Genomic DNA, 14,229 nt, shown 5'->3' on the forward strand with positions numbered 1-14,229 from the left:
ATTTTGTTAGCTTATTCATATTAATTTTTAGTGCTAACCTATATTTCGTACTCACCTCGCTAAACCTCTTATTTTGATATTTGTTTGGTTTATTCTGGATTGTAAACGCTTTATAAGATTATATCGAACTGGATTCGGTTGTTAACGCTTTAATTTGTTTTTTATTGTCTTTATTTTGTTATTATTTGTTATGTTTATCAATTCGTTAGCAACCCGCGAAACTCTCTGATTTGTCACCCGGGTAAACGCCGGTCACCGCCGCCTCGCCGACCATAGCCGGGGCGGCATTTAGGCGTATAAGAGTTTGCTCGCCTTAGCCCTATACGGCTTGACGTGCTGCAAAAAATACGCCTCAAAGGAGCACTGAATGTCTGCCAATCGCGTGCTAATCCCGGGCTGCCCCTTCTTCACCGGCTCTTCCGTAAACGGGTCGATTAGCTATTCTTCAACACTCGCGTCTCTCATTAACTAATCCACCCGCTGCCGGCTTTCGCCTTACGGAACTGACAGCCGTTATTTGCTCGGAAAAGAGCCTCTTTAAAATCTTACGGAGCTGAGAGACGTTATTTTTGAATTCTAGCCTCGACGAGAGTCGTTGTTATCAAAATAAGGGCTCCCATTTCCGTTAAAATCCAGAAGGTGTAAATCTGCGCCTGTAAGGGTCTCTGATTTCCGTTACAATTCGGATTGGACTTAGCGATGAGAGGAGTAGTCCTAGCTATAAGCTTGAACCCAGTCGAATTGGGGTCTCGCATACAAAAAAAGCCCTGAAGAAGCGTCGCTTCTTCAGGGCCGAAGGCCGTCTTGCTCTTATTCGCCAATCGTAGGCTTTCGACTTCCGAACGCCAGCTCCCCGAAGCAATCGCTTCGATGGAAGTCGGGCCGTTCGGAGGAGACGGCCTGCCAGCTCAAGTAATGCGGCTGCGGCGTACGATCGCCGCACTTATAGAAGTTCCCTCTCATTCGAACGCCCGGCTCCGTCCGGAATCCCGGGAACCATTGGCGCAAGAACGCGAACGGGATGCGGAAGGCCAGCTCCCAATAGGCGCGTCCGCTTGCCGGGTCGGATAAGCCGGCTTGCGCACGGACGCCGAACAGGCTTCCGCCGCTCCCGACCGGTTGCCGCGCTTCCCTGCCCTCTCCGATCTGAAGCAGCAGCGCTCCTGCCGCGTTCCACTCGAAGTTCAAATATCGCGCGTCCTCTCCCGGGAGAGGCTGGAGGAAAAATTCGACGCAGCTGTCTTCGTAGACGGGGGAGGCGTCCTGCGCGTACCGGACCGTCGGGTTCTCTTCGAATACTCGGAAGCGAACATCCAGCGCCTCTTCATCATAGCTGACGCGAACATGAGTCTCCGGCGGATTGTCCGCGTCCAGCCACTGCAGGCGATCGACCGCAAGCGGCGGCAGATCGCCCCCCTCCTTCCGTATCGCGCCGGAACGATAAGGAATCTCGTAACGGTCCATCGTTCCGCGTTAAGGAACCAGAACCCAAGCGCCGCGTTGATCCGCCGACTCCCGCTCCGCCGTGACGATCTCGATGCTCGCCTTCGTGCTGGCCGGAGTCGCCGCTTCGATCGGGCGATCCCCCGCCACCGCTTCGACGAATGCCTTAATCTGATAGTAATAGCCTTGGTCCTCCGCCAGTTCGGCGAAGAAGCCTGCTCCATCGTTCGGATTCACCTTGACTCTGCTGCCGTCGAATTGCAGGTTCCCGCGTTCGAAGTTGATCTTGTAGCCCATCTCGAAGCCGAAATCCCCGTTTAGCGTCCAATCGACGTGGGAGGATACGACCTTGCCGTCGGCATAGCGGTATTGAGTCGAGACGATATCGTACCCGCTGCCCGGAATGACGTTGCGGCCGATGCTCGATACCGCCTCCGGCTTGCCGAACAGCCAGTTGACCGTATCGGTGTCATGAACGTGCATGTCGAGCAGGGCGCCGCCGCCCTTCTCCTTAACAAGCACCCAAGGGCCCCAGGAAGGAGTGCCTCCGCCGCGATAGAAGTGTGCGCTCGTAGCCGAGCCGAACCGTCCGCTCTCGACGAGCTCCTGCAGATAGACATAGGCCGGCCAGAAGCGCAGGCATTGCCCGATCAGGAGCTGCTTCCCGTTCGCCTCCGCCGCCGCGACCATGTCGTCGCATTCCGCGGCGTTCATCGCCATCGGCTTCTCGCAGAGCACGTGAACGCCGCTATTCAAGCACTGGATCGTCACGTCGCGATGAAGGAAAGTCGGCAGGGTGATGTCGACGATATCCAACTTCTCGTTGTTCAGCATTTCTTCGACGGACGTATACTTGCTGAAGCGGCCGTAGTCTATCGCATGCTCGGACGACGTCTCGATATTGCCGCCTCCGCCTTCCCCATTGAGCTTCGCCGCGTCGACGTCGCACAGAGCGACTACCCGCACGGGCGCCCCTTCGCGCTCCAGCCGAAGATAGTTCTCCAGATGCGTCTTGCCCATGAAGCCGAGTCCGATCAATCCGATGTTCAACATTAGCGTACCGTCCTTCCCAGAATCGCGTCCATCGACGCGGATGTATTGTAAACGATCTGCTTCGTATGGTGAGCATACGGCGGGATCATCTCGGCCGAGACATAATCGTCATAACCGATCGCCTCCAGAGCGCGAATGACCGCCGGGTAGTCCACGTCGCCGGCCAGCAGATCGACGAAGCCGTGCAGCCCGCCCGCTTGGCGGCGATAGTCCTTGAAGTGCACTTTCTTGATCCGCTTGTTCAGGATCGAGATCCAGTGCTCGGGATAGCCGGCATAGACCACGTTGCCGACGTCGAAGTAGGAGCCCACGAACTCGGAACCGATCTGGTCGATGAAGCCCCTCATCTCCAGCGGAGACAACAGGAACTTGTTCCACACGTTCTCGATGCCGATCGAGACTTTATGCGCCTCCGCTTCCTTCGCGAGGTCCGCGAAGAAGGACAAAGCGTTGTCATAGGCTCTATCGTACGGAACGACAGGAGCGTTCGGGATGAAGTCGACCCCCACGGCACCCGGGACGATCAATACGGTATCGACGCCAAGCTCGGCGGCGAATTCCAGCTGCTTCTTCGCGATATCGAACGCCTTGCCGCGAATTTGACCGTTCTCGCTGGTCGGAGGATAGTCCCAATACAGTCCGCTTGCCAAGCTGGATAGCTCGATACCGGTATCGCCCGCGAATTGTCGCAAAGCGCGGACCTCTTGCGCCGAGCTCTCCATGCTGAGCGCCCCCGTCTCGTTCAGCGACAGCTCGATCCCGTCGAATCCGGCGTCCTTGGCGAGCGCGATGCACTCCTCTATGCTCATTCCTGCCGGGAAAGACCAAATATTGATTCCTTTTTTCATCGTCTCGACAGCCTCCTTTGTCCATTACCGCTTATATGCCTCTCATTATAGAGATTGCCGTGTCCCGCGCCTTTAGCAAATCAGCCGGACCTTTTGCACTGCGCAAGATCAAACTATAATAGATGACATAGGAAAAGCAGCTTGTACGGAAAGGAAGAGTTGACCGATGGAATTCGCTCGCTACACGTTGAGAGAGATGATTGCGGTGCGCAAGCTGATCTCGTTCCATTACTTCGAGTTCGCCAAGGGCTACGTATTCGAAGGGGAACAGCACGACTTCTGGGAGCTTCTGTACGTGGACAAGGGCTCCGTCGAAGTCAGGGCGGACGAGCGGATCCATCAGTTGGAACAGGGGTCGATCATCTTCCACAAGCCGGGCGAGTTCCATACCGTGCAGGTTAGCCAGCAGCATAAGCCGCCGAATCTGTTCGTGCTCTCCTTCGAATGCGCCTCTCCCTACATGGATAGATTCGAGAATCAAGTTCTTAAACTCGGCACAAGGGAACGGAATTTGCTTTCGCTGCTGCTGCAGGAGGGCATTCATTCCTTCGAGCCCCCCTACGACAATTCGCACGGGCATGAGCTCGTCAGCCGCGAGGACGCTCCGTTCGCGAGCGAGCAGGCGATGCGCAATCATCTGGAGACGCTGCTTATCGGCCTGATCCGCGAGCTGGACGATGCCAATCGGCGAGAGCTTCCTCCTCATCGCAAGCCCGCTTCCTTCCAGACCGAGAAGGCCGAACAGCAGACGGCGGAACGAATTCTCTCGTATATGCGATCGCACCTCGCCGAGCCGCTTACGCTGGACGCGCTGTGCAGGGAGCTTCATATCGGCAAGAGCCGGCTGAAGGAGATCTTCCTCGCGCAAGCCGGCACCGGTCCGATGGAATGCTTCAAGCAGTTGAAGATCGAAGAGGCCAAGTCGCTGATCCGCGAGCGGCAATACAACTTCACGGAGATCGCCTCCATGCTCGGATACGGCAGCATTCATTATTTCTCGCGCGCCTTCAAGAAAGCGACGGGCATGTCGCCGTCCGAATATGCGCGAACCGCCAAGGCCCGCGTGAAGCCGTAGGCGGGAACGAACGAGAAGAGGGGTTGATTTTCCGTCATCCCTGACGGAAGATCAACCCCTTCGCGACGCTCTTGATTGGCTATTCGATTCGATATGGGATCAAGAAGAGAGGGAGACGGAAATCAGCTTCCCGTCCAGCACGACCGAGGTCGCTCCGCTATTGGAGATCAGCAGGAGGAGGGCGTCGCATCGCTCCGACAGCCCGACGGCGGACAGCTCGCGAACGTCGTACATCCGGTCCCAGAAGATGGCCTTCGTTAGCGGCAGGATATTGGCCGCGGAGACGATCGTATCCCCCTGAATCAGAACGGCTCCCTCCTGCAGTCCGCTTGCGGGATGGAACAGCGTCTCCAGCAGCTGGCTGGAGATCCGGGCATGGATCGGCGTTCCTCCGCTTATGTGAGGAAGCACGGAATCGTTCCGCTCGATCGCGATTAGGGCGGAATAGCCCTTGGAGCCCAGCCGATGAATGGCCCGGGAGATCTCCTTGCTCTTCCCCGTATGCTCGGATAAGAGCCCGTCCAGCAGATAAGTGGACGTCAACGTCTCCATCGCGGCGAATTTTCTGGAGATGTCCTCTATCGCATTCAGGAAGCGAATATTGTTCTGCTCGAATTGCGTCAGCTCGAGCTCCAATGTCTCCGATATACCGGCGAGTTTCTTGGCAAGCTCCTTCCTTAGCAAGGGCAGGTTGCCGCTAACGTCGCTAAACTCCATCCCGTCCCCCTCCTTGCGGCCCGTTCGTTATTCCCGCTCCATAAAATAAAAAGGATACAGGAATCCGTCGTAGGCGAACGATTCCTTGCCCGTCTCCTCCGAGACGACGAAGACCAGAGAATCCGTATGCTCGGACAATCCGATAGCCGCTCGATGCCGGGTTCCCATTTTCCGATGGCTGTAGGCCTTCTTCGTTAACGGGAGCACGTTGGCGGCCGATACGATCCGGTCGTTGCGAATAATGACGGCGCCGTCGTGAAGGGGCGTTCCGACATTGAAGATGGATTCCAGCAGCGCAGCCGAGAGCTCCGCGTCCAATGGGATACCGGCCGTTATCCGTTCCTCCAACGGAGTGTAGCGCTCAATGACGATAAGCGCGCCCGTCCGCTTGGCGCTCAACTGCCGTACCGCCCGGAAGATCTCGCTGCACTTATTCGTATAGGGATCCAATAAGCGGGTTAGATGATACGTCGACGCGATCTGGGCGATATCCGTGAAGCTCTTGGAGAGCTGCCGAAGATCCCTTAAGAGATCCTCGCCGTCCTCTCCGAGAGAGGACAGGATGTCCTTGACTTTAACGGAGAGATCGCTGAATTGGCTTCTCAGGTCGACGGATTCCAGGGACACGCCTTCGCTCGAACACTCCACGCGCCTCTCCTCCTCTGTCTGCTTATATTCTCCAGTTGCGGAAAGAGTATGAACGGCGCCGGGTTCATTGCTAAGAAACGTCATCCAATAAGAAGTATGCCGCCTCGCTGCCTTAGTTCGCTCTCCCATTCGCTCAGGAGACTTCAAGGCTCAGAATGGCCGAGCATTAAGAGCGATGGGGATACGGGGAGCCTCTCACAACCAACAACCAACAACCAACAACCAAAAAAGCACCCCGATGGGGTGCTTTTTGAGCACGATTTCCTACTCCTTGACGCCGCCGACCTGCAGCCCGGTAACGAAGTGCCTCTGCAGGAAAGGATATACGACGAGGATCGGAGCCGCTGCGACGATCGTGATCGCCGCGCGGATCGACAACGGCGTGACCATGTTAGAGATCTGGCCGGCCGCCGACGTGGAGGTCTGCGTCGTATTGGAATTCATTGTCGATTGAAGCAGCTTCATCAGCTCGAATTGCAGCGTGCTTAGATTCTGCCTCGAAGAGGTGTACAGGAACGTATCGAACCAGGAGTTCCATTGTCCGACGGCGATGAACAGCGAGATCGTCGCAAGGACCGGCGCGCAGAGCGGAAGAATGATGCTCATGAACACCCGGAAGTCGCCGGCTCCGTCAAGCCTTCCCGATTCGATCAGGCTCTCGGGCAGCGTCTTGATGTACGTCCGTACGACAAGCACGTTGAAGGCGCTGATCAATCCGGCCGTTCCGCTCGGAACGAGAATGTAGACGAGGAACGTATTCAGCAGATGCAGGTCCTTGACGATGAAGTAGGTCGGAATGACGCCGGCGCTGAAGTACATCGTCAAGATGAAAATAATGGTGATCGAGCGGCGGAACATGAATTCCTTGCGGCTTAGCGCGTAAGCCAGCATAGCGGTCAGAAAGACCCCGACGAAGGTAGCGACGACCGTCCGCGCGATCGATACCCAGAAGGCGTGGCCGACGTCCCCGGTCGCGAACACCGCCTTGTAGTTGCTGAATGTCCAGATTCTCGGGAGCACGTAGATGCCCCCGCGGGTGGTGTCCACCCCGCTGTTGAAGGAGACCGCGAGCGTATTCAGAAAAGGGTACAGCGTGACGACGGCGATGGCGATCATGAAGATCGTATTCAGGGTGTGGAAGACGAAAGGCTCCACCCGTACTCGTTTGGTTGCGGTTCGCATGTGGGCCTCCTTCAAATCAGTCGTTCTTCGCCAAGGCGCTTGGCGATCGAGTTAGCCATGAATAACAGGACGATGCTGACAACGGTCTTGAAGATGCCCGCCGCGGTGCCGAGCGAATAGTTGCCGATCCTAAGCCCGTACTTCAGCACGAAGATGTCAATCGTCTCCGACCAATCGACAACTTGGCCGTTGCCGAGGAAGTACTGCACTTCGAAGCCGCCGCCATTGAGAATCCAGCCCAGGTTCATAATGAGCAGAATGATAATGACCGGCTTGATGCCCGGGAGGGTGATGTGCCATATTTTCCGATATCGGCTCGCTCCGTCCATCTCCGCCGCTTCGTAAAGCGAGGGGTCGATGGCCGAGATCGCCGCAAGGTAAATGATGGCGTTCCAACCGACTTCTTTCCATACGTTCGAGGCTCCGACGATTCCCCAGAAATACTTCCCTTCGCCTAGCCAGAGAATTGGACTATCGATCAAATGTAGCTTCATCAGCACGATATTGACGATCCCGTCCTCGGTGGACAATGACGTCGCGACGATTCCCGTTACGATTACCCAGGACAGAAAGTGCGGCAGGTAAGATATCGTCTGGATCCATCGCTTGAAGAAGCTGCGTTTGATCTCCTGGAGCAGAATCGCGAATCCGATAGCGGTTATGAAGCTTAGTACCAGACTGATTACGCTCATGGCGATCGTGTTGCGCAGCACCCTCGTGAAGCCTTCGTCCATGAACAGGAACTTGAATTGGTCGAGCCCGACCCATTGCTGAGAGAAAATGCTTCCGCCCCTCGGTTTATATTGCTGGAAGGCCATCAACCAGCCCCACAAGGGCACATAGGCAAAGATGATTACGTAAATCAGCATCGGCACTGACATTAGAATAAGCTGACCCTGGCTCACGAACCGCTGCCAGAACGTCTGGTTGCGCCGTTGCGGTTTAGTCTTCGGCATCGCCTCGATTTTGTTATCCTGGACCGTACTCTTCACCGGCTCCGCCTCCTCGCGCTTAAAGTCTCATAACGGATTCCTTATTCCGCTTCAAGGAAACGGGAAGGCAAGAAGTCTTTCTTCCTGCCTTCCGCTCCTATTCCTGCGGGAATGACTTATTTGCTGCTCCAGTTATCCTGGCGCCACTTCAACTGCGAGTTGACGCGGTCGAGGTACGCCTTCGTATCAACCTTGCCCATCGCGTTCGAGTATTCGTTCCAGACGCTGTCGAAGTTCTCAGGCTTGGTCAGGATCGCCTTCGGCAAATACTTGAGCGCCAGATCCTTCATCTTCTGATCGGCGATCTTAGCCGGCGAACCGTCGACGAGGTCGATGTTCCATGCCGGATACGAGATGCGGTTCTCCGGAGGAGGCGAGAAGAAGTCGGACCAAAGCTTGTGGCCGTAAGCGGCGAGAAGCTCCTGATCGATCGGCTTCAGAGTCGCGAAGAATTCGTCCGGTTGGTTGCCCGGCGTGTCCGCATTGCCGTCCGGGTAGTTGCCTTCAAGCTTCGGAATGGCGTTCAGCAGCGCTTCCGCCTTATTCGCTTTCTTCCAAGCGACGTCGTCCTGCTGCTTGCGTTGCTCCGGCGTCCGGTAGTAGAGGCCGTTGTCGCCGACTTGATAGTCTTGGCCTTCGATGCCCCAGTTGATAATCTTGGAGTATTTCTCGGTAACCATCGCGTCGAGGAACTTCAGAATCCGTACCGGATCCGCGGCTTTCGTCGTGATGCCGACGCCGTTCACCAGGTTGACGGTCGGACGGTCCAGGTAATAATCCTTGATGGAAGGATCATATACGAGCGGGAGGCCGACGTACATACGATCGAACTTCTCCTGCGACTTCAGCGTATCTTCGCCCTGCTGGAAGTTCCAGTGCTGGTCGAACATGCCGAGCACGCGTCCGCTTGCGATCTTGGCGAGATACTGGTCGTAGTTCTGGGCGAACGCTTCCTTGTCGACGATGCCCTTCGCGTTCTCGTCGTTGAGCTTCTTGTAATATGGCTTGGAGATGTCATTGCCTTCGAAGAGAGACGCGACATTCGTATTCGGATCGACGACGACTTGGCCGTCGTTCGGATATCCGGCGAGATGCTCCGGCGCGTTGCGAAGGCCGAATACCCGCCAGTCGAACGCAAGCGTCGTATAGCCGATCGTCGGCTGGCCGTCGATCTCCGGATACTTAGCCTTGTACTTCTCGATCAAGTCGAAGTACTCGTCCAGCGACGTAATCTTCGGATAGCCGAATTCCTTCAGAATCGCTTTCTGGATATAGAACGCCGGTCCTTGGTAGATCGTCGGCTTGAAGTCGCCTTGGTAGACTCCGAAGTTCGGCAGCCAGTAAATATGTCCATCGTCCGGATCCTTCAGCATGTTCCATACTTTCTCGTAATGCTTCTTCAGATTCGGCGCGTTCTTCTCGATCAGATCTTCCAGAGGAATCATCGCACCGGCAGCCGTCAGTTTCGCGTTGGCCGTGATCATGTCCGGATAGTCGCCGCCCGCGATCATAACGCCGAGCTTCTGCTCCAAGTCGCCGACGAGGTATTCTTCCTTCAGAGTAACGCCTAACTCATCTTTAAAGACTTTGTAGATCTTGTTGTCGTCCGTGGGCACAACGCCGCCGTAGCCGTTGAAGAAGCTGATCGTGACCGGATCCAGTTTCTCCTCGCCTCCAGCGCTTGGCGAAGCGGAAGCCGATGCCGATGCGGACGGAGAATTGCCTGCTTGATTGGCCGCCTCGGAAGGACTTGCGTTACCGTTGTTGCTATTGTTGGAACAACCCGCCAGCACAAGACTAGCTGCGAATGTGGATGCCATAACGGACATCCAGGTTTTTCTTGCCATAACCCCCATGTCTGACCCTCCTTCAAGATTTGCGGGATTTCGCCGTATTTTGCTTGAAGCGTCCCGTCTCTTTTAATTATGATTTTTATGAATGCGTTTACAATTAACGGATTATAGGTTCATACCCCCGATTATTGGAATGCCCCTCCAGTCGGCTTGGCATGATGCCTCTTCTCGTATTGCTTTAAAAAGTGATGGTAATGGGAGTAGCCGACCGTCTCGGCGATCTCGGACAGTCTGCGCTCGGGAGCCTCCGACATGAGTCTCCTCGCCTCTTCGATCCGCAGATCGTGAACGTATTCGATCACTCCCTTGCCGACTTTGGCCTGGAAAGCCTGCCCGAGATAGGCGGCGTTCATATAGAATCGCTCGGCCAGCTCCCCGACGGTAATCGGCTGCCTAAAGTTCGCGCGAATGTACCGCTCGGCCTCGTCCACCGGATGGAAGCTCCTTGCTTTGCGAACGTCGCCCATCGCTCTCATGGCTTCGTCCGCAAAGCGAAGAAACAGCTCCCAGCGTTGATTCAGCCCCGCTTGCCCCGCTCCCGAATATCGTTGCGACCATCTCCGATGCAGAGGCTCGGGATCGGCCCCCATCTCCTGCAGGACGAGCATGCACCGATAAGCGAGATGATCGAGCAGCGCCCCCACCGTTGCGGAATCGGCGCCAAGCTCTTTCATCTCCGAGCTTAATCGGTCGACCTCCAATCGGACGCGGGGCTCGTCTCCCCGTTCGATCGCCTCGAGCAAGGCCGCTTCCGCCTCCCGCGGGAACGAGATCGGCGCTTCCTTGCTCTCCGTCGCCTCCATGCGCCGTACGACATCCTGCATGACGGAGTCGGCCTCTTCGGGCATGATCGGCTTCAGCAAGTAATGCCGGACTCCGAGCCGAAGCGCGCTCTGCGCGTATTCGAATTCCCCGTAGCCGCTCAAGATCACGAATTGAACAAGCTTGCCGTCGGGAGAAGCGGACACGGACTCGATCAGCTGCAGGCCGTCCATGACCGGCATGCGAATATCGGTGAAGACGACGTCCGGCTTCTCGCGTTCGATCGCGGCCAGCGCTTCTTCCCCGTTCTCGCACACGCCGCAGATTTGGAAACCGTAACCCTCCCAATCCACGAACAATTGCAAGGCTTCGATGGCGAACGGTTCGTCATCGACCAACAGCGCTTTGCGCATGCTCTTTCCGCTCCTTCTCCGTCAAGCTTGATTTGATTGGTATGAGACAGTTGATCTTCGTCCCCTCGTCCGGCTCGCTCTGGATTCGAAAATCCGCTAGCTCGCCGTAATAAAGCTGGAGACGCTGATACACGTTGCGCAGTCCGACGTTCGTCCCGTCGCTGCGGGGTTCCCGCATCTTCGCATGGATCTCTTTGAGCTGTCCGCCATCCATCCCGATGCCGTTATCCTCTACCTCGATAATCAGGTAAGAGGCTGCCATTCCCGCTCGAATCCATATTCTCCGTTGTCCCTTCACCGCCTGAAGGCCGTGCTTGCACGCATTCTCGACCAGGGGCTGGACGCACATCTTGGGAACGAGCATGCCCTTCGCCTCCTCCTCGACTTCGATCGTATAACCGAACCGGTCGGAGAACCGGAATTTCTCGATCTCCAGATACATCTTGGTGAAGCGAATCTCATCCTCCAGCGGAACGAGATCTTCCGACCAATTGATCATCCGTCTGAGCAGCTGGGAGAGGTTCCTTATAATCTCGGAGACTTCTCCGTATTGGTTCTTAACGCTGACGACTAGAAGCGCGTTGAGGGTATTGAAAAGAAAGTGCGGATTCATCTGGCTCTGCAGCAGGTTCATCTCCGCCCTCACTTGCTCCAGCTCGAGATCCTTCTTCTGTATCTCCAGCTTATAGACATCGTTGATAAGCGAATGAATCTTGGCGGCCATCAGGTTGAAGCTCCGAATCAGCCCGCCGATCTCGTCCTTCCCTTCCGGGATGCGGATCAGATCGAACTTCCCGTGATGGATCTTCTCCATGTGGCGCCAGAGCCGCTTAATTCGATAATTGTAGGAGCGGAATAAAACAAAGATGAGAGCGGTAGGCACGATCGTGCAGAAAATGCCGAGCATCCAGATGAACTCCCGCGACTCCCGCAGCGCGGCGGCGATGCGTCCCGAATCGGCTACTCCTTGCAGGGTAATGCCGGCCAGGTAGCTCTCGTTGCCGATCGGACTCTCGAACGTGATCGGTATGGAGGTATCCCCTTCGCCTTCCGACTGCTTGGAGTCGGAAGCGGAGAAGGAAGAGACGATCGTCGCGCCGCTGCCGTCCACGAGGCGAAGGTTCAACTCCGGCTTGTTCTGGCCGACGATCTCCGCAAGCTTGCTGACGTTGAGGTCGATCTTCAACCATTTCTGGTGTTTGCCGTATATCGGGTACTCGTTCATTTTGCGGATGATGGAGAAAGGCGCAATCTCCTTGAGCGTATTCATCGGATCCTTATCTTTGTATTGGAATACGCTGATCTTATCGGGATTTTTGTTGACGGTCCGGTACCATTGCTTGCCTCGGACCCGCGCATCGATATAGATGTAGTTGCCACCGCTCTCGATCGAATCGTTATCGGTATAGATCTCGATCTTATCGACATACGAGTAGGCGGAGAGAAAAGGGGTCATCTTGTTATGCAAGCTTCCGGCGAATTGCTCGTAGTAGTCGACGGCATCCTCGTAATCCCGGTCTAGCAGCTCGTAGAAGCTCCGGTCCGTCGATATCGACTTGCTTAGCGTAACGCCCCCGATCAGAATGTCCCGCAGCTCCCTCACCGCGCGATCCATCGAGAGCTGAAGGTTGCGCTGCTCGCGAACCTCGATGTTGCGGGACACTTGTCCGAGGAATAGGCTGTTAATGACGATGATCGGCATCAGCACGCAGAACAAATAGATAAGGACGAACTTATAATTGAGCGATATGTCGTTGACGAACCGAAGCGGACCGTTACGGAAGCGCATGCTCCGCCCCTCCTCTTCCGATCGTATTCTTGTATTCGGAAGGCGTCATGCCCGCAAACTCCTTGAACCGGCAGGCGAAGTCGTCCGCGTCCCGGTACCCCGTGCGCCTGGCGATCTCCACGATCTTAAGGTCGGTCCGGCGCAGCAGCTTCTTCGCTTCCTGGATGCGTATCCGATGGAGATAGCTCTGGAACGATACTCCCATCGTCTTCTTGAATAAGGCGCTCAAATAAGCCGGATCCAGATAAACCTCCCTGGCGATATCGCTTAGCTTGAGCGATTCCCGGAACCTTTCCTGCGCGATTCGGGCCGCTTCGGCGACCGCCGGTTCGCCGCCGCCCAGGCGCGGCTGCCGATTGCGCTCCGCCGCGGCCTTCATGCTCAGTTCGACAAGCGCTTCCCGCCAAGCGGTAATCTGCCTGGCAATCTCGGGAGACTCCGCGCCAAGGCTAGGCCGTTTGCGTTCCGCATCCTTAGGGAACGGAATGCCGTAACGGCTGGACAGCTGGCATAAGAGATCCAAAGCGTATGTCCGGATGGCTTCAGGAGAGGCGTTCATCTGGTTCAGCCGCACGAAGGAAGCGTCGACGGCCCCGCGGATCGAGGTCGGATCCCCCGCTTCGATAAGACGGCACAGCTCCTCCTCGGATTGAAACACCGGGTAACGGTACGCTGCGTCCCGATCCTCCTTAGCCTGCCCATAAAGCGCTTCCAATTGTTCGACGTTATCGCCCCATTCGCTGAGGAACAGCTGGACCTGCCTGCCTGCCGTCCGCCGCAGCTTCTCCCTGAATGCGGGCAGCAGGGAATCGAGGAGCTGCGGCGCCCCCCAAACGACCGCGCCGAATCGATTCTCCCCGTCTTGGATCGACCGGAAGCGAAGCTTGCCGGATCCGTCCTCGTCGTTCCCCGCGAGTTCTTCCAACAGACCGCGGCAGCTATTCTCGTCTCCGCCGTCCGTCAGGATGACCCGAAGCTTCGAATGGGGCGAGAGCTCGACCGCCCGAACGTCCGGCAGCCTTGGGGCCGTAAGGGGCAAGCCTTCATGCTCCAGCTCCCCGCGCAGCTTGCCCAGCAGAGTCTCCATTCGTTCCGGCTCGATCGGCTTCAGAAGATAATCCATCGCTTCGTATTGCATGGCTTTGCGCGCATATTCGAAATCGCTGTAGCCGCTCAATACGACGAATCGCGGCGAGTCGTCCATGGCCGCTCTGGCTTCCCGTATGAGCTCCAGACCGTTCATGACCGGCATCCGGATATCCGTAACGACGAGATCCGGCTTAGCGGAGCGTATCAAGGCTAGGGCGTCTTCGCCGTCCCTCGCTTCCCCGACGACCTCGAACCCGTTCGCCCGCCAATCGATCATCAGCCGCAGGCCCTCCAGAACGAGCGGCTCATCATCCACTAAGACAGCTTTGAACAATGGTATTTCCCCCATCCAATTGTGCGTATCG

The 14,229-nt window shown here is 56.4% G+C and carries 12 protein-coding genes; 1 reads left to right on the forward strand and 11 read right to left on the reverse strand.

What is annotated here, in order from left to right:
• Nucleotides 1–810: 810 nt before the first annotated feature.
• Genes ELR57_RS21555 through ELR57_RS21565 form a run of 3 tightly spaced genes read right to left on the reverse strand, consistent with a single transcriptional unit; the run spans nt 811 to nt 3,344 of the window.
• Complete coding sequence (locus ELR57_RS21555) at nt 811–1,464, reverse strand: carbohydrate-binding family 9-like protein (RefSeq protein ID WP_126961159.1); 654 nt, start codon at nt 1,462–1,464, stop codon at nt 811–813.
• Between the two features lie 9 nt (nt 1,465–1,473).
• The gene (locus tag ELR57_RS21560) at nt 1,474–2,496 is read right to left on the reverse strand and encodes a Gfo/Idh/MocA family protein (RefSeq protein WP_126961160.1); all 1,023 of its coding nucleotides are present in this window, start codon (nt 2,494–2,496) and stop codon (nt 1,474–1,476) included.
• Nucleotides 2,496–3,344, reverse strand: coding sequence for a sugar phosphate isomerase/epimerase family protein (locus ELR57_RS21565; RefSeq protein ID WP_126961161.1), 849 nt, complete (start codon nt 3,342–3,344; stop codon nt 2,496–2,498). Before ELR57_RS21565 ends, ELR57_RS21560 begins: the two co-directional genes overlap by 1 nt.
• 166 nt (nt 3,345–3,510) lie before the next feature.
• Here ELR57_RS21565 and ELR57_RS21570 point away from each other — a divergent pair, with 166 nt between their 5' ends.
• Complete coding sequence (locus tag ELR57_RS21570) at nt 3,511–4,419, forward strand: AraC family transcriptional regulator (protein WP_126961162.1); 909 nt, start codon at nt 3,511–3,513, stop codon at nt 4,417–4,419.
• A 99-nt stretch (nt 4,420–4,518) separates the two neighbouring features.
• Here the strand turns inward: ELR57_RS21570 and ELR57_RS21575 are convergent, their stop codons facing one another.
• The 8 genes from ELR57_RS21575 to ELR57_RS21610 all read right to left on the reverse strand — a co-directional run bounded on the left by ELR57_RS21575 (nt 4,519) and on the right by ELR57_RS21610 (nt 14,198).
• The gene (locus tag ELR57_RS21575) at nt 4,519–5,136 is read right to left on the reverse strand and encodes a diadenylate cyclase (RefSeq protein WP_126961163.1); all 618 of its coding nucleotides are present in this window, start codon (nt 5,134–5,136) and stop codon (nt 4,519–4,521) included.
• Between the two features lie 27 nt (nt 5,137–5,163).
• Nucleotides 5,164–5,784, reverse strand: a complete 621-nt coding sequence (cdaS, locus tag ELR57_RS21580) for a sporulation-specific diadenylate cyclase CdaS (protein ID WP_238162642.1) — start codon at nt 5,782–5,784, stop codon at nt 5,164–5,166.
• 264 nt (nt 5,785–6,048) lie between these two features.
• Entirely contained in the window at nt 6,049–6,966 is a 918-nt protein-coding gene (locus ELR57_RS21585; protein ID WP_126961164.1) for a carbohydrate ABC transporter permease, read from the reverse strand.
• An 11-nt stretch (nt 6,967–6,977) separates the two neighbouring features.
• Nucleotides 6,978–7,922 carry an ABC transporter permease gene (locus ELR57_RS21590; protein ID WP_126961204.1) on the reverse strand — a complete coding sequence of 315 codons (945 nt, stop codon included), beginning with the start codon at nt 7,920–7,922 and terminating at the stop codon, nt 6,978–6,980.
• Nucleotides 7,923–8,074: 152 nt separating this feature from the next.
• Nucleotides 8,075–9,814, reverse strand: coding sequence for an ABC transporter substrate-binding protein (locus ELR57_RS21595; protein WP_126961165.1), 1,740 nt, complete (start codon nt 9,812–9,814; stop codon nt 8,075–8,077).
• A 122-nt stretch (nt 9,815–9,936) separates the two neighbouring features.
• A complete protein-coding gene (locus tag ELR57_RS21600; protein WP_126961166.1) occupies nt 9,937–10,986 on the reverse strand; it encodes a response regulator in 1,050 nt (349 codons plus the stop codon).
• Complete coding sequence (locus tag ELR57_RS21605; RefSeq protein WP_126961167.1) at nt 10,961–12,775, reverse strand: sensor histidine kinase; 1,815 nt, start codon at nt 12,773–12,775, stop codon at nt 10,961–10,963. Before ELR57_RS21605 ends, ELR57_RS21600 begins: the two co-directional genes overlap by 26 nt.
• Nucleotides 12,762–14,198 (reverse strand): response regulator, encoded by a 1,437-nt coding sequence (locus tag ELR57_RS21610; protein ID WP_158630119.1) that lies wholly within the window; start codon nt 14,196–14,198, stop codon nt 12,762–12,764. Before ELR57_RS21610 ends, ELR57_RS21605 begins: the two co-directional genes overlap by 14 nt.
• Nucleotides 14,199–14,229: the final 31 nt, after the last annotated feature.

Origin of the sequence: Cohnella sp. AR92, from assembly GCF_003990975.1 — a bacterium.
Taxonomy (GTDB): domain Bacteria; phylum Bacillota; class Bacilli; order Paenibacillales; family Paenibacillaceae; genus Cohnella.

What these genes read in the sequence shown, in the direction of transcription:
- ELR57_RS21560 (WP_126961160.1), bottom strand. Translation starts at nt 2,496, where the DNA reads ATGTTGAACATCGGATTGATCGGACTCGGCTTCATGGGCAAGACGCAT.
- ELR57_RS21600 (WP_126961166.1), bottom strand. Translation starts at nt 10,986, where the DNA reads ATGCGCAAAGCGCTGTTGGTCGATGACGAACCGTTCGCCATCGAAGCC.
- ELR57_RS21555 (WP_126961159.1), bottom strand. Translation starts at nt 1,464, where the DNA reads ATGGACCGTTACGAGATTCCTTATCGTTCCGGCGCGATACGGAAGGAG.
- ELR57_RS21605 (WP_126961167.1), bottom strand. Translation starts at nt 12,775, where the DNA reads ATGCGCTTCCGTAACGGTCCGCTTCGGTTCGTCAACGACATATCGCTC.
- ELR57_RS21590 (WP_126961204.1), bottom strand. Translation starts at nt 7,922, where the DNA reads ATGCCGAAGACTAAACCGCAACGGCGCAACCAGACGTTCTGGCAGCGG.
- ELR57_RS21570 (WP_126961162.1), top strand. Translation starts at nt 3,511, where the DNA reads ATGGAATTCGCTCGCTACACGTTGAGAGAGATGATTGCGGTGCGCAAG.
- ELR57_RS21565 (WP_126961161.1), bottom strand. Translation starts at nt 3,344, where the DNA reads ATGAAAAAAGGAATCAATATTTGGTCTTTCCCGGCAGGAATGAGCATA.
- ELR57_RS21575 (WP_126961163.1), bottom strand. Translation starts at nt 5,136, where the DNA reads ATGGAGTTTAGCGACGTTAGCGGCAACCTGCCCTTGCTAAGGAAGGAG.
- ELR57_RS21595 (WP_126961165.1), bottom strand. Translation starts at nt 9,814, where the DNA reads ATGGGGGTTATGGCAAGAAAAACCTGGATGTCCGTTATGGCATCCACA.
- ELR57_RS21585 (WP_126961164.1), bottom strand. Translation starts at nt 6,966, where the DNA reads ATGCGAACCGCAACCAAACGAGTACGGGTGGAGCCTTTCGTCTTCCAC.